At 71.9% G+C, this 17,116-nt stretch carries 16 protein-coding genes; 4 read left to right on the top strand and 12 right to left on the bottom strand.

The window, feature by feature from the left end; all coding sequences use genetic code 11:
* Nucleotides 1-525: 525 nt before the first annotated feature.
* Nucleotides 526-1,239, bottom strand: a complete 714-nt coding sequence (locus ACIBHX_RS01345) for a hypothetical protein (RefSeq protein WP_397063087.1) — start codon at nucleotides 1,237-1,239, stop codon at nucleotides 526-528.
* A gap of 222 nt (nucleotides 1,240-1,461) precedes the next feature.
* Between ACIBHX_RS01345 and ACIBHX_RS01350 the strand changes: the two genes are divergently transcribed.
* From ACIBHX_RS01350 to ACIBHX_RS01360, 3 genes are all read left to right on the top strand, one after another.
* Nucleotides 1,462-2,052 carry a DUF5998 family protein gene (locus tag ACIBHX_RS01350; RefSeq protein ID WP_397063089.1) on the top strand — a complete coding sequence of 197 codons (591 nt, stop codon included), beginning with the start codon at nucleotides 1,462-1,464 and terminating at the stop codon, nucleotides 2,050-2,052.
* A 511-nt stretch (nucleotides 2,053-2,563) separates the two neighbouring features.
* Complete coding sequence (locus ACIBHX_RS01355) at nucleotides 2,564-3,685, top strand: alkaline phosphatase family protein (RefSeq protein WP_397063090.1); 1,122 nt, start codon at nucleotides 2,564-2,566, stop codon at nucleotides 3,683-3,685.
* On the top strand, nucleotides 3,682-4,461 hold the full coding sequence (locus ACIBHX_RS01360; RefSeq protein ID WP_397063092.1) for a sulfurtransferase: 780 nt from the start codon (nucleotides 3,682-3,684) through the stop codon (nucleotides 4,459-4,461). Before ACIBHX_RS01355 ends, ACIBHX_RS01360 begins: the two co-directional genes overlap by 4 nt.
* Nucleotides 4,462-4,865: 404 nt before the next feature.
* On the opposite strand, the gene ACIBHX_RS01365 is transcribed toward ACIBHX_RS01360, so the two are convergent.
* From ACIBHX_RS01365 to ACIBHX_RS01380, 4 genes are all read right to left on the bottom strand, one after another.
* Nucleotides 4,866-7,556 (bottom strand): CHAT domain-containing protein, encoded by a 2,691-nt coding sequence (locus ACIBHX_RS01365; RefSeq protein WP_397063094.1) that lies wholly within the window; start codon nucleotides 7,554-7,556, stop codon nucleotides 4,866-4,868.
* Nucleotides 7,553-7,999 (bottom strand): hypothetical protein, encoded by a 447-nt coding sequence (locus ACIBHX_RS01370; RefSeq protein ID WP_397063096.1) that lies wholly within the window; start codon nucleotides 7,997-7,999, stop codon nucleotides 7,553-7,555. The genes ACIBHX_RS01365 and ACIBHX_RS01370 overlap by 4 nt, the downstream gene beginning before the upstream one ends.
* A complete protein-coding gene (locus ACIBHX_RS01375) occupies nucleotides 7,996-8,517 on the bottom strand; it encodes an RNA polymerase sigma factor (protein ID WP_397063098.1) in 522 nt (173 codons plus the stop codon). The genes ACIBHX_RS01370 and ACIBHX_RS01375 overlap by 4 nt, the downstream gene beginning before the upstream one ends.
* Nucleotides 8,518-8,590: 73 nt before the next feature.
* Nucleotides 8,591-9,589 (bottom strand): S8 family peptidase, encoded by a 999-nt coding sequence (locus ACIBHX_RS01380; RefSeq protein WP_397063100.1) that lies wholly within the window; start codon nucleotides 9,587-9,589, stop codon nucleotides 8,591-8,593.
* A gap of 174 nt (nucleotides 9,590-9,763) precedes the next feature.
* Here ACIBHX_RS01380 and ACIBHX_RS01385 point away from each other — a divergent pair, with 174 nt between their 5' ends.
* Nucleotides 9,764-10,258: a DUF3145 domain-containing protein gene (locus tag ACIBHX_RS01385; RefSeq protein ID WP_397063102.1), complete on the top strand. Its 495-nt coding sequence runs from the start codon at nucleotides 9,764-9,766 to the stop codon at nucleotides 10,256-10,258.
* Nucleotides 10,259-10,449: 191 nt separating this feature from the next.
* On the opposite strand, the gene ACIBHX_RS01390 is transcribed toward ACIBHX_RS01385, so the two are convergent.
* The 7 genes from ACIBHX_RS01390 to ACIBHX_RS01420 form a co-directional block, all read right to left on the bottom strand.
* Complete coding sequence (locus tag ACIBHX_RS01390; RefSeq protein WP_397063104.1) at nucleotides 10,450-11,874, bottom strand: carboxyl transferase domain-containing protein; 1,425 nt, start codon at nucleotides 11,872-11,874, stop codon at nucleotides 10,450-10,452.
* Nucleotides 11,871-13,106 carry a beta-ketoacyl-ACP synthase II gene (fabF, locus tag ACIBHX_RS01395; protein WP_397063106.1) on the bottom strand — a complete coding sequence of 412 codons (1,236 nt, stop codon included), beginning with the start codon at nucleotides 13,104-13,106 and terminating at the stop codon, nucleotides 11,871-11,873. Before fabF ends, ACIBHX_RS01390 begins: the two co-directional genes overlap by 4 nt.
* Before the next feature lie 35 nt (nucleotides 13,107-13,141).
* Nucleotides 13,142-13,378: an acyl carrier protein gene (locus ACIBHX_RS01400; protein ID WP_397063107.1), complete on the bottom strand. Its 237-nt coding sequence runs from the start codon at nucleotides 13,376-13,378 to the stop codon at nucleotides 13,142-13,144.
* A gap of 86 nt (nucleotides 13,379-13,464) precedes the next feature.
* Nucleotides 13,465-14,421, bottom strand: coding sequence for a beta-ketoacyl-ACP synthase III (locus ACIBHX_RS01405; protein WP_397063109.1), 957 nt, complete (start codon nucleotides 14,419-14,421; stop codon nucleotides 13,465-13,467).
* On the bottom strand, nucleotides 14,418-15,314 hold the full coding sequence (locus ACIBHX_RS01410; RefSeq protein ID WP_397063111.1) for an ACP S-malonyltransferase: 897 nt from the start codon (nucleotides 15,312-15,314) through the stop codon (nucleotides 14,418-14,420). Before ACIBHX_RS01410 ends, ACIBHX_RS01405 begins: the two co-directional genes overlap by 4 nt.
* Nucleotides 15,315-15,417: 103 nt before the next feature.
* Nucleotides 15,418-16,542 (bottom strand): PucR family transcriptional regulator, encoded by a 1,125-nt coding sequence (locus tag ACIBHX_RS01415; RefSeq protein WP_397064995.1) that lies wholly within the window; start codon nucleotides 16,540-16,542, stop codon nucleotides 15,418-15,420.
* Between the two features lie 139 nt (nucleotides 16,543-16,681).
* A complete protein-coding gene (locus ACIBHX_RS01420) occupies nucleotides 16,682-17,113 on the bottom strand; it encodes a DUF350 domain-containing protein (RefSeq protein WP_397063113.1) in 432 nt (143 codons plus the stop codon).
* Nucleotides 17,114-17,116: the final 3 nt, after the last annotated feature.

Below are 17,116 nucleotides of genomic sequence, written 5' to 3' on the forward strand. Positions count from 1 at the left end.
GTCACCGCGCCGGGGTCGGCGAAAAGGTGTGCGGCCGTTGTCCGGCGCCTTGTACGGCGAGCAAGCAGACCGCGTGGACTCCTCACGAGCACGCCAACCGAGCACGCCCACGAACGCACCTACCGAGCACGCCACGAGCACGCTTGCGGGCGTCGGGTTGGTGAGGAAGGTGTAGGGCTGAGGGCGGCGCCTCTGTGCGGTGGCGTGCGTTCACCGCGCCGGGGTCGGCGAGAAGGTGTACGGCGGTCGTCCGGCGCCTTGTACGGCGGGGCGGGGGGGCCGTGGTGGTCGGATAACGGGCGCCGTGGCGGCGGGTGAGTGGCATCGACTCGCCGGAAGCGCCGGGCGCGGGCCCTCAGCCGGAGTACGGCGGGCGGCCGGTTGCGGCGGCCCGCCGTACAACGTGAACGTTCCGCCGTACAACGTGAACCTGAAGGAGCGCTGCATGAAGCTGGAGGAGAGCTACATGAACCTCAAGGACAGCTGCATGAAGCTGGAGGAGAGCTGCATGAAGCGGAAGGAGGGCTACGGCGTGCGGTTGGTGACGACCATGTAGCCGTCGTTGATGCTGATGGCGCAGTTTGTCGTGCACTCCTTCGGGGGCGTGCCCGGGGCGGCGTTGCCGGGCATGAGCCGCACCAGGGCGTCGAGCGCGCCGGTCAGGGTGTCGCCGGTCGCCTGGTCGACCTTCGCGCCGTTCCCCGTGGCGGCCCAGCTGACCCTGGTCGGCGGGGAGAACTTCGCCACGTTGAGGTTCTTCACCACCGGCACCAGCGGGCCCGTGTCGGTGAAGCGTACGGAAAGAGTCAGCATGCCGGAGTCGGAGATGGCCACGGCAACGTGCCGCTTGGCGGTCATGTCCACGGCGTGGTCCTGCTGCTTGCCGGGGATGTAGGTGTAGCCGGGGGCGACCACGCTGTCGGGGATCACGCGGCCGGGCACGGCCACCGCGATGTCGCAGCCGGTCGTGGCCTTGGCCAGGCAGAAAGTGGGTTCGGCGGTGGTGTTCTCGTCCGGCTTGAGGTTCCACATGTACATGTCGAAGTCGAGCTTCAGCCCGCGCACGTCGGACTTGTTGAGCGTGATCATGCCGCTGCTGCCCTCGACGCACGAGCCCACGTTCGTCGCGGAGATCGCGCAGGCCACGGCGGCGCGGGCGGGCGTACCGCAGGTCACGAAGGACAGTCCGGCCAGGAACGCGGTCGTGGCGGTGAGGCTACGGAGGCGTTCGTAGTTCATTTCATTTCCCCCGACGATATTCATAGAAGAATGCCCGCATTTAGCGCAGCAGGCCTGGTCTCCGCCCTAACCGATAGCCACGTCTGCGTGATCACAAACCGGGGAAAGAGGCGACAGGGGGTAATTGTTGGCTTGGCCATTCCGCGTTAATTGGATTAAAGATGTTATCTAGCGTTATGTCCTGTGGGTGAGCGCACTGCGCGGTCCTGGCAGGATGGAGCCATGAGGGAAACCCGAGTCTCCGCCGCGGGCCTGCGCGAAGCGATCGAGCGCAGCGGCTACTACCCCGACCTCGTCACGGACGCGGTCGAATCCGCGCTGGGCAAGGAGGCTGTGACCGCGTTCGTGGTGCACCACGAGGCCACCTTCGACCCGGCGATGGAGGTACGCAGGCACGTCACCGTCCTGGTCCTGTCGACCACCAGGCTGCTGGTCTGCCACACCGACGAGCACCCGGCGGTCGAGGGCGTCTCCACCTCCCACGCCTCCACCACCACGGAGGCGGTCAGACTCAGCCGCGTCCAGTCGGTCGCGGTCACGCGCGTCGTGCCGGACCCCGCCTCCTACGTTCCCGGTGTCGCGCCCACGGAGGCCACGCTCACGATCGGCTGGGGCGCGATCTCGCACGTCGACCTCGAACCCGCCACGTGCGGCGACGAGAACTGCGAGGCGGACCACGGCTACACGGGCGCCATCACGGCCGACGACCTCTCGCTCCGGGTCAGCGAAGCGGCCGACGGGCCCGAGGCGGTTTCCCACGTCCTGGCCTTCGCCAAGTCCCTCTCCGAAGCCACCGCCCGCGCCGCCTCCTGATCCGCGCGGCCTTTCCCCCTCCCGCGCTTGGGGGCGACACCGCGCGCCGTTTCCGCACAGCCTCCCCCCGCCCGCCCCGGCCACGCCCGCCCACCGCGATTCCGCGCGTGCCTCCTGTGACTGCGCCGGCGCCACGTCCCGTGCCTGCCTCCTGTGACCGTGCCGGGATCACCTCACGTGCCCGCCTCCGGTGACTGTGCCGGAGCCACCTCACGTGCTTGGATCTCGCCCCAGCCCGAGACCCGCCGTCACGGCGTTCCCGCAGACCAGTGCCCGTAGGACGTCCCGACGCAGCGCCGGTGCGGCGAGAGGGGGTACGGCGAGGACCGGCGCAATGTTGTCGGTGCCCAGCCCGAGATCCGCCGCCACAGCGCAGAGCCGTGCGCTAGGAAGCCCCGACGCAGCGCCTAGCTCGAGTAGCCCCATGAGGTGCACCAACGAGAGCCCGGCAAGGTCGTGACCCGAAGGCGGCCCACGCGGCCGGAAGGGCGCGGGAGGTTAGGATCGGCGCATGGGCGAGCCGGTGGTGCCGCGGTACGGGTTGGGGTCGTTGGCCGACGCGTCCGGGTCGATGCTGGCCGCGCTGGGCGGCGGCGGGAGTAACGCGCTTGGCCTGCCGGCCGTGGACCGGGTGTGCGTGTTCCTGGTCGACGGGCTGGGCGCCGAGTTGCTGCGGGCGCACCGCGACAGGGCGCCGTTCCTGGCGAGCCTGGACGGCGGGACGCTGACCGCGGGGTTCCCTGCGACGACCGTGACGAGCCTGTGTTCGCTGGGCACCGGGATGGCGCCGGGTGAGCACGGGATGCTGGGCCTGATGCTGGCCGTGCCGGGCGCGGGCCACCTGTTCAACTGCCTGCGCTGGACCCTGCCCGGCGGGGCGATGATGGATCCCGCCGTGTGGCAGCCGGCGGCCACGGTCTACCAGCGCGCCGCCGCGGCCGGCATCACCGCCGGATATGTCGGACCGGCCGAGCTCGAGGGCACCGGCCTGACCGAGGCCGTCTTCCGCGGCGTCCGCTACCTGCCCGCCGACTCCGTGGACGACCGCATAGCAGCAGTACGGCGGGCCCTCGAGGAACCCCGCGCCCACGTCACCGTGTACTACGGCGACCTCGACGCGGCAGGCCACCTGGCCGGATGGGGCAGCGAGGAGTGGCTACGCCACCTGGAGATCGTCGACCGCATGGCCGAACGCCTGGCCGAAGCCCTCCCGCCCGGCTCCGCCCTGTACGTGACCGCCGACCACGGCATGGTCAACGCCGCCCGTAAGATCGACGCCGAGACCACCCCGGCGCTCATGGAGGGCGTCGCCCTGCTGGGCGGCGAGGCCAGGGCCCGCCACGTCTACGCGGAGAACGGGGCCGCGCCAGCCGTACTCGAGGCCTGGCGTGAGACCCTGGCTGGAGACGCCTGGGTGGTGTCGCGCCAGGAGGCGGTCGAGTCGGGCTGGTTCGGACCCACGGTCCGCGAGGCGTGGCTGGAACGGATCGGCGACGTCGTGGCCGTGCCGTACACCGACCTGGTCATCATCGCCTCGGCGAGTCACCGCATCGAGGCCCTGTTCACCGGTTTCCACGGATCGATGACGGCGGCCGAGCAGTACGTGCCCTTCCTGGAGGTAACCACCCGATGAGCCCGCTGATCACGCTCGACGACCTCGGCGACGCGACCTTGCTCGACGTCCGCTACCGGCTCGGCGGGCCGCCCGCGCTCGGGCTCTACCGCGAGGGGCACATCCCCGGCGCGGTCTTCTGCGACCTCGACGCCGACCTGGCCGCGCCGCCCGGCCCCGACGGCAGGCACCCGCTGCCGGACGCGGCGACCTTCCAGGCCGCGATGCGCCGCCTCGGCGTCTCGAACGGCCGCCGCGTCGTCGTCTACGACGGCCAGGGCAACCTGTTCGCCGCGCGAGCCTGGTGGACGCTGCGGTACTACGGCCACCAGGACGTCCGCGTGCTCGACGGCGGCCTGCAGGGCCCGCTGACCAAGGACGAGCCGGAGGTCGTCGAGGGCGACTTCACCGCCAGGCCCGGCGGCATGCCGATCCTGACCGCCGACGAGGCCGCCGCCCTCGCGGTCGACGGCACGCTGTTCGACGCCCGGGCGGGCGAGCGCTACCGGGGCGAGGTGGAGCCGATCGACCCGGTCGCGGGCCACGTCCCCGGCGCGGTCAGCGCTCCCACCACCGAGAACGTCGGCCCGGACGGGCGCTTCCTGTCCTCGCGGGCGCTGCGCGAACGCTTCACCGCCCTCGGCGCCGGCGACCGCGTCGGCGCCTACTGCGGCTCCGGCGTCACCGCCGCCCACGAGGTGCTCGCCCTCGCGGTCGCCGGCATCCACGCCGCCCTCTACGTCGGCTCCTGGTCCAACTGGGTCTCCGACCCCACCCGTCCCGTCGCCACCGGTTGAGCTCAGCCCTTCTCGTTGAGTCCAGCCCTTCATGCTGAGCTCAGCCCTTCACGTTGAGCTCAGCTCTTCTTTGTCAGGTTCAGTTCTTCTCATACGGCTCTTGTACGGCGGGCCGCCGCAACCGGCCGCCCGCCGTACTCCGGCTGAGGGCCCGCGCCCGGCGCTTCCGGCGAGTCGGTGCCACTTGCCCGCCGCCACGGCGCTCCGTTCTCCGGGCACCACGGCCCCCCTGCCCGCCGCACATCGCGCCGGACAACCGCCGCTCACCTTCTCGCCGACCCCGGCGCGGTGAATGCGAGCGCCGTACGGGGGCCGGGCGGACGCTGTTCGCCTTCTCGTCGTCCCCGGTGCGGTGGACGCAGGGGACGATCGCGTTGTGGTGGGGGCTGTTGTGTGCTTTTCGTTTACCCGGTGTGAGGGGCTCGGGGGTGGGAGGGGGTGGTTATGGGGAGGTCGCCGGCGCCGAAGCAGGTGAAGGCTTGGACGCCGGTTTTGGCTGAGGCGGCGGCCAGGGCGTGGGCGGGGGGTCGGCCGGCGGCCAGGAGTTCGTGGAAGAGGGTCATGACCGCCAGGGCCTCGTCGTCGCGGACCGGGATCATGCCGGCCACGACGCACGCTGTACCGCGCGAGAGGAACGTCCCCGCCAGGCCGAGCGGGGCGCCCTCGGCGGGCGTGCGGGCCATCCCCGAATCGCAGGACGACAGCACGACGAGGTCGGCCGTCCTGGGCAGGCGCAGCAGGTCGTAGGCCATCAGCGGCCCGTCCTCCAGCGTGATCCCCGACAGTAGCGGGCTGCGCGCGTCGAACACCCCGTGCGCCGCCAGGTGGAAGACGTCCGCCCGAGCCAGCCCGGCATGCACGTCGGCGCGCCGCCCGGGCACCACGGCCCCGCCCGCATAGCCGCCGACCACCCGATCCACCTCGGCCTGCGCGTACTCGAGCCCGGGCCCGAAAGCCCCGAGCACCAGCGGCGCCACCCGCGCGGTCACGGCGGAACGCGCCCGCAGCCACCCCGCCGCGCTCGCCGCCACGCTCACCGGCCTGTCGTGCAGGTACGGCAGGGCCGCCCACGGCAGCGTGTGCAGCGGACCCGCGGGCACGATCACCAGCGGCCGGCCGTCGAGCTCCGCCCGCAGCGGCCCGAGCACGAGCCGGTCGACCTCGCAGGCCGCGGCCGCCACGTGGTCGGCGGCGTGCGCGGCGTCGCGCAGGCTGGTGCGCCGCATGGCGTAACGCAGCTGGACGACCGCGTCGGTGACCTCGCCCACGGCTGCCAGCCGCCGCAGGACGATACCGTGCGCGGTGATCGCCACGGCCAGCAGGCGTCCGCCGTCGACCACGTACTCCACCAGCGCGGCGTCGCCCAGCGCCCGCCGTACCCGGCGAAGGTCGGCGACGCCGGGGCCGGAGGAGGACGCGACGGCCCGCCAGCGTTCGGCCCACTCGAAGACCTCCTCGGCCAGCCCGCCGTGGATCGCCAGACCCAGCCCGAAGCCGGCCAGCCGCTCGCCCGCCCGCGCCACGTGCGCGCGCAGCGCCGGGTCGTCGAACGCGTCGACCTGGCACCCCACCTCCGCCAGCCCGTCGCGCACCGCACGGAAGGCACTGGCCGTGTCCTCCTGCAGAGCCGCCTCCAACGCCAGCGCGTGCTGCCTGACCAGCGCAGGCACCCGCGAGGACGGCCGGTCCAGATGGGCGGCCTGCGCCGCGGAGGCCAGCTGCGTGAGACTGGAACCGTCCGGGGGCGCGGCCTCGCGATGCCGGTCGTCGCAGATCAGCCGGTCCAACTGGGCGGAGGCGGTGGGATGGTCGTCCAGCTCCAGCGCCACCTCGGCCGCCACCAGCCGCAAAGCCGCGGAGGCCGCGAAGTGGGCGGATTCGGCTTCCAGCTCGTCGGCGCAGGCGACCAGGTCGTCGAGGAGCGCGCCGGTGTGCTCCTCCAGATCCAGCCGGGCCCGCAGCACGACCTCCCTGGCCAGCGGCAGCCACGCGTCGCGATCCTGGTCCGCCAGCTCCCGCTCGGCGCGCCGCGCCACGGCCAGCGCCTGCCTGGCGTCGCCGGTGAGCAGCTCGACCTGGGCCAGCTTCAGCCGGGCCTCGGCCAGCGCGACGTGCGCGCCCGACGCCTCCAGATCGGGTACGGCCAGGCTCAGCATGGCCCTGGCCTCGCCGGGCAGGTGGGCGGCCAGCAGCGCCCCGGCGAAGTCGGCCCGCATCGTGGCCAGGCGCTCAGGGAAGCCGAACAGCGTGTCCTCCGCCTCGCGGTAGCGGGCGAACGCGGTCGCCAGGTCGCCCCGCCGTACAGCGAGGAAGGGCAGGTTGGCGGCGGCGAGCCGGCCGAGGTAGTCGAGCCCCGCCTCGGAGGAGATCTCGCGGCAGGCGGTGATGTCGGTCAGCGCGGTGTCCCAGTCGCCGCGGTAGGCGTGCACCAGACCCCGGTTGAGCAGGCCACCCGCCAGGAACCTGCGGTTGTCGATGCTCGCCGGCGCCGCCGCGAGAGCCTCGAGCGAACGGTCGCACGCGGCCACGGCCTCGACGTGGCGGCCCAGGTGGGCCAGGGCGACGGCGCGCTGCGTGTCGAGCTTGGCCCGGTCGAGCGGCGACAGGTAGGCCCAGGCCAGGGCCGCCACCCTGAGCGCCTGCAGCGGGTGGCCGCGTTCGGTCCTGACCGTGACGAGCGACAGCCTGGCCTGCGCGACGCGCTCGGCCGGGGCGCCCTCCGTGGCGATCGCCCGCCGCAGGTGCCGCTCGGCGCCGTGCAGGTCGCCCAGCTCCCTGGCGGCCAGCGCCATCCCGCGCAGCGCCACCACGGCGGCCTCGACGTCCTGCTCGCGTGCGGCGCGCGCCAGCACGGACCGGGCCTCGCGCAGCGCCTTCGCCGGATCGATGATCGCCCGCACCACGGCCATCTCCGCGGCCCCCACCAGCCCCGCCGAGTCGTGCCCCGTGGAGACCGGGCGCATCCCGTCGATCGTGGGTCGCGCCGCCGGGATGTGCGGAGCGGCGGCGTCGTAGGTGATGGGCAGCGTGAAGGACCCCGGGGCGGTCCGCGGGGTCTGCCGTGAGTGGTTCGAGGGGGCGTTCTCGGACGTCACGGTCGTATGCGCACCCACCGGGTCTGGACGGGCGGATGGTCACGCCGGTGGCAGACGACGCTGAGCCAACCGGGTGGCAGCCCGGTCGCGGCGAACTGCCCGGTCAGCCCCAGCGGCCGGGAAAGCGTGAGATGGGGCGTGCGGACCTCGACGTGGGCGCCTTCGCCTGGCGGCGGGAAGACCTGCCCCGCGATGTCGATGAGCCCGTCGCCGACGCTGATCTCCAGGTCGAAGACGAGGTCGGCGGCCGAGAAGCGGATCAGGCCCGGCCCGGAGCCCCCGCGGACGCCGCTCCCGGAGGGGGACTCGACGGGCGTGGCGGTGACCGCGTGGGGCACCCGCAGCGCGTAGGAGTTGCGCGCCGTGGCGGACACGTGCGCGGGGATCGGATCGTTGCCGGCGGCGAGACGGAGCGCCGCCAGGAGATACTCGTCGTTGCTCATTGCACCGTCTCCTGTGGTGAGATCAGGGTGCGCAGCCGTTCCAGGCAGCGGGCCCGGGTGGGCCCGACGCTGCCTGGTGGGAGCCCCAACCGGGTCGCGAGTTGCCGCTCGCCGACGGCGACCAGCCTCAACATCGACCTGCAGGGTTCGTGAAGATCGGAGACCGCCTGCCAGAGCCTCTGGCCGATGTCGGCGTCGAGGACCTCGGCGGCGGGATCCGGTTCGGACACGGGGAGGTAGGAAGGGAGCCCGGGCACTTCCTTGCGGAGGATCAGCAGTGCCTCACGCCGCGCCGTGGTGGTGAGCCAGGCGCCGACGCCCGCCGGATCCTTGATCGTGTGCAGGCTCTCGAGCAGCCGCAGCCAGGCGCCCTGCACGGCGTCCGCCGCGTCGGCCTCGCCGAGCCCGCACGCGCGGACGGCGGCCCACAGGCGAGGACCGAACCGGTTCGTCAGCTCGACCCACGCCGCATGGTCGCCGTCGGCCGCCGCGTCGAGCAATACCGCTGGATCGCGCATGCGAGCCTCCTTCGCCGTGCGCACGGGAGGCGATCCTGCCTCCTCGTGATGGGCCGAGGACTGAGCGTAAACTCTACAGAGTCGACGGGATGACAACTCCCAGATCGGGAATTTGCCGGGAGTCCCGCATCAGCTCCTCCGCCGCCTGCTTGGCCGTACGGTCACCCGCCCGTGCCGCCACGGCCCCGGCGACCAGCGCGGTGGCGAAGGACGTGCCGCTCCACGCCGCGTAGCCGGAGAACCCGGGGAAGCTGCTGGTCAGCCACTCGCCGGGAGCCCAGGCGTCCACCCACGGCCCGAAACCGGAGAACGGCGCCCTGCGCTCCCCGGCCTGGTCAAGCGCGCCCACGCCGATGACCCCCGGCAGCGCGGCGGGCCAGAACGGCCGGTCGGAGGCGGTGTTCCCGGCGCAGGCGACGGCGACCGTATCGGAGAGCGCCCCCAGCGCGTCGGACAGAAGCGGCGGCGGTCTGTCGTCGAAGGTGTGGCAGCCGAAGGACAGGTTGAGCACCTGCGGCGGGCGGTCGCGCATCCGGTTCAGCGCGCGCACCACGCCGGCCTCGTCGCCCACGCCGTCGCCGTCGAGCACCCGGTTCACCTTCAGCGCGACCCCCGGCGCGGCGCGCAGCAGCAGCCCGGCGATGAACGTGCCGTGCCCGGCCTGGGCGCCCTCGGACGCGTCGGCCGCCTCCTTGCCGAGGTCGCGGTACCAGCGGCTGTCCGCCCACCACGGGTGCTCGGCCACCCCGGTGTCGAGCAGCGCGACCATGGCCGCGTTGCGGTCCCTGGCCGGTTTGAAGGCGACCTTGGATGTGGGGAACGGCCGCGAGGCGGGCCCGCCGAAGAACAGCGGCTGCCCGGTGATGATGTGGTTGGGCGAGGCGCGGAATCCCTTCTCCCGCAGAGTCAGCGTCAGTTCGCAGGGATCGACGCCGGGCGACAGATGGATCACGCAGAAGCCGTCCGCCTCCGCCACGGCCTGGGTCCAGCGGGCGGTCGCGGACAGGGCGCTGCGGTCGGTCAGGAGCTGACCTGGCCGGATGAGCGCCTCACCGACGGATTGGAGGTCCATGAGGCGGTATCTTTCCGCGATCGTCCGTGCGTCACGTGTCACCTTCGCAACAACTTGGTATGGCCCCCCTCTGGTGTCGGATTGCGACCGACGGTAGTCTCTCCCTAGTCACTTGTGATCATCTCGAGTCGAGGCCGTTGGGGAAGGCGCACCTCGTACCGATCGGGAGGTCCGGTGACTGCTCGTGGCGTGCTCTACGTCCACTCGGCTCAGCCCGCGCTGTGCCCTCATATCGAATGGGCGGTCGCGGGTGTCCTCGGCGTGCCCGTCGACCTGACGTGGACGCCGCAACCAGCCGCGCCCAACGTGTTGCGCGCGCAGGCGGAGTGGGAGGGTCACCCCGGCATAGCGGCCGCCATCACGTCCTCCCTCATGGGCTGGCAGCGGATCAGGTTCGAGATCACCGAGGACGCCTCGCCGGGCGTCGACGGCTCCCGCCACGCCTACACGCCCACGCTCGGCGCCTTCAGCGCGGTCATCGGCGCGGCCGGTGACATCATGATCCCCGAGGACAGGCTGCGCACGGTCATGCTGATGTCCGCCCAGGGCCGCTGCTCGCTGGAGGACGAGCTGGACAAGATGCTCGGCCGCCCCTGGGACGAGGAGCTCGAGCCGTTCCGCTACGCCGGCGACGGCGCGCCGGTGCGTTGGCTGCACGCTGCTGTTTAGTGCTTTTGTACGGCAAGCCGCCCCACCCGCCTCCCACCGTCGCCTGCTGAGGGCGCGCCCAGGCGTTGCCCACGTGGTGGAGCGGTAGCTCGCCGCAACGGCGCACGCGACCCGGGCACCAGGGACATCGAACCGAAGAGGCCCCACATCACCATTGGCGATGTGGGGCCTGTTCGCGGGATCCGGAGAACCTAGAGCGGGATGTTGCCGTGGGCGCCCCTGGCGGGGGTGGCGTGGGCGAGCAGCTTGGCGATCGCGCCGCGCGTCTCTTCCGGCTTGATGACCTCGTCGATCACGCCCAGCTCCTGGGCCCTGTCGAGCCCACCGGCCAGCTTCTCGTGCTCCGCGGCCAGGCGCTGCTCCAGCTCGGCCCGCTCCTCCTCGGGAGCGGCCGCCAGCTCGCGCCGCTTGAGGATGCGCACCGCGGCCACCGCGCCCATGACCGCGACCTCGGTCGTCGGCCAGGCGAAGACCTTGGTGGCGCCCAGCGCGCGGGAGTTCATCGCGACGTAGGCCCCGCCGTACGCCTTGCGCGTGACCAGCGTGACCCGCGGCACCGAGGCCTCGGCGAAGGCGTGCAGCAGCTTGGCGCCGCGGCGGACCACGCCGTCGTGCTCCTGGCCGACGCCAGGTAGATAACCGGGCACGTCCACCAGGACAACCAACGGCACGCCGAAGGCGTCACACATACGAACGAAGCGAGCGGCTTTCTCGGCGGACGTGGCGTCGAGGCAGCCGGCGAGCCGCAGCGGGTTGTTGGCGATCACACCGACGGTCCGGCCGCCGAGCCGGCCCAGCGAGGTGACGATGTTCGGCGCCCACTTGGGGTGCAGCTCGATGCCGGGCTCGTCCAGCAGGCCGTTCACCAGCGGCTTGACGTCGTAGGCGCGGCGCGCCGACTCCGGCAGCAGCGAGGAGAAGTCGACCTCCTCGACGCTGGAGGTGCGCACCCGCCCCTGGTGGCCGAGCAGCGTGGCCAGCTGGCGGGCCTTGACGTAGGCGTCGGTCTCGGTCTTGGTGACGATGTGCACGACGCCCGAGCGCTTGCTGTGGGGCTCGGGGCCGCCCAGCGCGGCGCTGTCGACGTCCTCGCCGGTGACGCTGCGCACCACGTCGGGGCCGGTGACGAAGATCCGGCCGGCGTCGGCCAGGATCACCAGGTCGGTCAGCGCCGGGCCGTAGGCCGCGCCGCCGGCCGCCGGGCCGACCACCACGGAGATCTGCGGCACGACGCCGGAGGCCTTGGTCATAGCGGCGAAGACCCGGCCGACGGCGTGCAGCGACTCGACGCCTTCGGCGAGTCGCGCACCACCGGAGTGCCAGATCCCGATGACCGGCACCCGCTCACGGACGGCCACGTCGTAGGCGTGCACGATGTGCTCGCAACCTTCGCTGCCCATCGCGCCGCCCTGGAAGCGGGCGTCACTGCAGAACGCGACGACGGGAACACCCTCGACGCGGCCCATGGCGGCCAGTACGCCGCTCTTGTCCTCTGGAGTGATCAACCGCAGCGAGCCCTCGTCGAGCAGCGCGGTGAGACGGACGACAGGATCGCGGGGATCAGCGGGCTCCTGCTCGGAGCCCTGGGTCACCCCCCGGTTGTCGAGCACGGTCACGAAGCACTCTTGAACACGACGGTCACGTTGTGGCCGCCGAACCCGAACGAGTTGTTGACGGCCGCGATGTCGCCCGAGGGCAGCTCACGGTTCTTGCCGTGGACGAGGTCCACGTCGATGCCGTCGTCAAGGTTGTCGAGGTTGATGGTGGCGGGCACGATCCGCTCCTGCAGAGCCTTGATCGTGAAGACGGACTCGATGCCGCCCGCGCCGCCCAGCAGGTGGCCGGTCATCGACTTGGTCGAGGTGACCAGCGGGTGCGTGCCGATGGCCTTGGCCACGGCCTGCACTTCGATCACGTCGCCGGCGGGCGTCGAGGTGGCGTGCGCGTTGACGTGCTTGACGTCCTGGCCGATGATGCCCGCGTCGTTGAGCGCGTGGGTCATCGCCATGCTGATGCCCCGGCCCGCGGGCTCCGGCTGGGTGATGTGGTGGCCGTCGGCCGAGTAGCCGACGCCCGAGGCGTAGGCGTAGATGCGCGCGCCGCGCGCCTTGGCGTGCTCCTCGGACTCCAGCACCACGATGCCGGCGCCCTCGCCGAGTACGAACCCATCACGGTCGCGGTCCCACGGCCGGGAGGCGCCCTGCGGGTCGTCGTTGCGGGTGGACATCGCCCGCGCGGCGGCGAAGGCGGCGATGTTCAGCCCGTGGATGGCGGCCTCGGTACCGCCGGCGACCACGATGTCGGCGCGGCCGGACCTGATCATGTCCATCGCGTAGCCGATGGCCTCGGCGCCGGAGGCGCAGGCCGACACGGTCGCGTGCACGCCCGCCTGGGCGCCCAGGTCCAGCCCGATCCAGGCGGCGGGGCCGTTGGGCATGAGCATCGGCACCGTGAAGGGCGACAGCCGGTTCCAGCCGCGCTCCTTGTAGGTGTCGTAGGCCGACAGCGTGGTGCTGATGCCGCCGATGCCGCTGGAGACCACGACGCCCAGCCGCTCGGGCGCCACCTCGGGGGCGCCCGCGTCCTGCCAGGCCTCGCGGGAGGCCACCATGGCCAGCTGCTCGCTGCGGTCGAGCCGCCGGGCCTCGGGCCTGGGCAGGATCTCGGCCGGGTCGACCGCGGCCGTCCCCGCGAACTTCACGGGGACGGTGTCGATCCAGTCTTCAGCCAGTGTCTGGACACCCGACTGACCGGCGAGGAGCGCCGACCAGGATGAGGTGACATCCCCACCGACGGGCGTCGTCGCGCCTAGCCCGGTGACGACGACACGTACCCGGTTCGCACTCACGTTCTTGCGCTCCCTTTCGATCAGTTGGGTGGACTTCAGTTCTGGATGAAGTTGAGGACGTCCTTGACCGTCTTCAGGTTCTTGAGCTGGTCGTCGGGGATCTCCACGCCGAACTCGTCCTGGGCGGCCACGGCGATCTCGACCATCGACAGCGAGTCGATGTCGAGGTCGTCGACGAAGCTCTTCTCGGGGGTTACCTCAGTGGCCGGGATGCCGGTGATCTCGTTGATGATCTTGCCGAGGCCCTCGAGGATCTCCTGCTCGGTCGCCATGTCCTGGTTCTCCTTTGATTCTTTCTGGGTTCTGTACGGCTGACGCCGCACAAGCTGTGCCGGTACGGCGGAAGCCGTACAGGATCCTATGGAATCTCGATGACCTGGCCCGCGTAGGTCAGGCCCGCACCGAAGCCGAGCAGCAGGGCCAGGCCTCCGGAGCGCACTTCGCCGCGCTCGAGCATCCGTGACAGCGCGAGCGGGATGGAGGCGGCCGAGGTGTTGCCCGCGTGCACGATGTCGCGGGCGATGACGGCCTGGTCGGCGCCCAGCTTGCGGGCGATCGCCTCGATGATGCGCAGGTTGGCCTGGTGCGGCACGAACGCCGCCAGCTCCGACGGGTCGACGCCGGCGCGCTCGCAGGCCTCCTTGGCCACCGGGTGCAGCGCGGTCGTGGCCCACCGGAACACGGTCTGGCCCTCCTGGCGGAGGGAACCGTCGCGGTCGGCGATCGCGATCGCCTCGGACCTGTCGCCGGAGCTGCCCCACACGACCGGGCCGATGCGCGGCTCGTCGGACGGGCCGACCACCGCGGCGCCCGCGCCGTCGGCGAAGATCACGGCGGTGGACCTGTCGGTCCAGTCGACCCACTGCGACAGCTTCTCCGCGCCGATCACCAGCACGTGGCGGGCGGCGCCGCTGCGCACGGCCGTGCTCGCGGTGGCCAGCGCGTAGCAGAAGCCCGCGCAGGCCGCGTTGACGTCGAACGCGCCCGGGGAATTGATGCCCAGGCGGTGGGCGACGACGGCGGAGGCGTTCGGGATCTGGGTCTCCAGCGTGCAGGAGGCCACGATCACCAGGTCGACGTCGTCGGCGGACAGGCCGCTGGCGGCCAGCGCCTTGCCGCCGGCCTGGGTGGCCATGTCCTCGAGGCTCTCGCTGGGACCCGCGACCCTGCGCTCCTTGATGCCGACCCTGGACTGGATCCACTCGTCGTTGGTGTCCATGTTCTTGGTCAGGTCGTCGTTGGTGACCACGTTGGCGGGCTGGTAGTGGCCCAGGGCCAGCACCCGGGCGCCTGGGGCGATGTCTGGGATCCTCACTTGATCAGCTCCCTGGCCGCGTCGAGGTCGTCGGGGGTCTTCAGCGCCACGGTCTCGACGCCCCGCAGCCCGCGCTTGGCCAGGCCGGTCAGCGTGCCGCCGGGCAGCAGCTCGATCATCTTGGTGACGCCCAGGTCGGCCATCGTGGCCATGCACGCGTCCCACCTGACGGGGGCGCTGACCTGGGCGACCAGGCGGTCCATCAGCTCGGCGCCGCTGGTCACGACCTGGCCGTCGGCGTTCTGGAGCAGCTTGACCTCCGGGTCGGACGGGGTGATGGCCGAGGCGGCGGCACGCATGTCCGCCACGGCAGGAGCCATGTGCTCGGTGTGGAAGGCACCGGCGACCGAGAGCGGGATGAGCCGCGCCCTGGCAGGTGCCTCTTCCTTGAACGCCGCCAGCTGCTCGAGTGTTCCGCCGGCCACGATCTGGCCGGCGCCGTTGATGTTGGCGGGGGTCAGTCCGTGCTTGTCGAGGGCGGCCAGCACGTCGGCCTCCACGCCACCCAGTACGGCGGTCATGCCGGTCTTGGTGACCGCGGCGGCCCTGGCCATGGCCTGGCCGCGCTCGCGGACCAGAGCCAGCGCCTGCTCGGAGGTGATCACCCCGGCCAGCGCGGCCGTGGCCAGCTCGCCGACGCTGTGGCCGGCCAGCAGGTCGGGCTCGGCGCCGAGCGCCTGCGCGGCGGCCAGGGCGGCGGCCACCAGGAGCGGCTGTGCGACGGCGGTGTCGCGGATCTCGTCGGCGCCGGCGGTGGTGCCGTAGGCGACCAGGTCCAGCCCGGCGACCTCGGACCAGGCGGCCAGCTGGTCGGCGAGACCGGGCAGTTCGAGCCAGGGGGCCAGGAAGCCCGGAGTCTGGGCGCCTTGGCCCGGAGCGACGAGTACAAGCACGAAATCCACCATGCCCTGTAGGGGTTCGACACGCGGATAGAGATCCGTACGAACTTTGTCCCAGGTGTTTTGTAGAAACCCCACAGTGGGGGTTTCAGGCTTGTTACGTTAGGGCGCGCCAGGTCGCGGCGCCCTCCGAGAGCCTGCCGAGGATGAGGCCAACCTGAAGGGTGAAGGCGGACCTGCCCTCCGTCGGCTGGTAGCCGGTCAGCTCGGTGATCTTCTTGAGCCGGTAGCGGACGGTGTTCGGATGGACGAACAGCAGCCGGGCCGTGGCCTCCAGCGAGGTGCCCTGTTCCAGGTACGTGGCAAGGGTATCCAGCAGCGGCGTGCCTGCCAAAGGCAGAAAGACGTGCTCGACCAGCTGCTGCCTGGCGTCCTCGTCGCCGTCCAGCGCCCGCTCGGCCAGCAGCTCGTCGGCGTGCACCGGCCGGGGCGCGTCGGGCCAGCCCGACGAGGCCTTCAGCCCGGCCAGCGCGGCCCTGGCGGAGCTGGCGGCGGCGTGCAGGTCGGCCACCTCCGGCCCGATGACGATCGGTCCGGGGCCGAAGCGGGCCACCACCTGCTTGGCGGCGTCGTCCACGCTGTCCGCGCCGCCGACGATCACGATCAGCCGGTCGGCCTGGACTCCCGCCAGCAGGTCCATGCCGATGCGGCGGCCCTTCTCGCGCAGCCCGTCGATCACCGCCCGCGGGTCGTCGCCGGGCGCCTGCCCGGCGATCACCACGACGGGGGAGGAGGTCCAGCCGAGCGCGGCGGCCCAGGAGTGCAGGCCGTCGTCGACCTCGCCCCGCACCAGCGCGTCCACGATCAGCGCCTCGAGCCGGGCGTCCCACGAACCCCTGGCCTCGGCCTCGCGGGCGTAGACGTGCGCGGCGGCGAAGGCCACGTCCCTGGTGTAGCGGAGCATCGCCTGCTCGAGCTGGTCCTCACCGCCCGGCGCGGCCAGGTCCTCGGTCTGGGCCTCCACCACCTCGACGACGATCCTGATGATGTCGACGGTCTGCTGCAGGGAGATCGAGCGCTTCAGCTCCCGCGGCGCCGTACCGAAGAACTCGATGCTGGGCGTGGGGCGGTCCTCGCCGGCGTGCTGGAACCACTCCACGAACGAGGCGATGCCCGCCTGGGCGACCAGCCCGACCCAGGAGCGGTCTTCCGCGCTGAGCGCGCGGAACCAGGCGAGCTTGTCGTCCATGCGGGCCATGGCGGCCGTGCCGAGCGCGCCCATGGCCCGCTCCAGCCTTCTCGTGGTGTCCTCGCGCGTCCGATCGCTCACAGCATTAAGAGTGCCAGGTCGCCAGAGGTGCGCCAGTCATGAGGTTGTGCAGGCTTATGTCGATATAGCTGTGCCATATCGACATATGTCGTTAAATGACGGCTATCGCGGTGATGAGGCCGATCGCGATGTGGGTGGCCGCCAGGAGCCGGGCGCCGGGCTGCAGTTCCTGCTCCTTGACCAGCTCGCGCACCTTGATCCCGACCACGGAGTCGAACACCAGCATCGCCACGGCCTGCACAATGATGCCCACCAGGCCGAACACCACGGTGCCCGCCAGGCCCTCGGTGAGCTTGCCGCCGGAGGACCAGATGGAGGCGGCCACGATCAGGCCCACCGCCACCAGCGTCGAGGTGGCCAGCAGGGTGGCGTTCGCGTTGCGCTCGGTCTTGATGATCGTGCTCAGCTTGCCGGGGATGACGAGGTCGATCACGTAGAAGCCGACGATCAGCAGGACGACGCCGACGGCGGCGTAGGCGGCGATGGCGCCCGCACCGCGGGCGAGGGTCTCGACGAGGGTCATGTC

The organism is Nonomuraea sp. NPDC050536 (assembly GCF_044457685.1).
Classification (GTDB): Bacteria; Actinomycetota; Actinomycetes; order Streptosporangiales; family Streptosporangiaceae; genus Nonomuraea.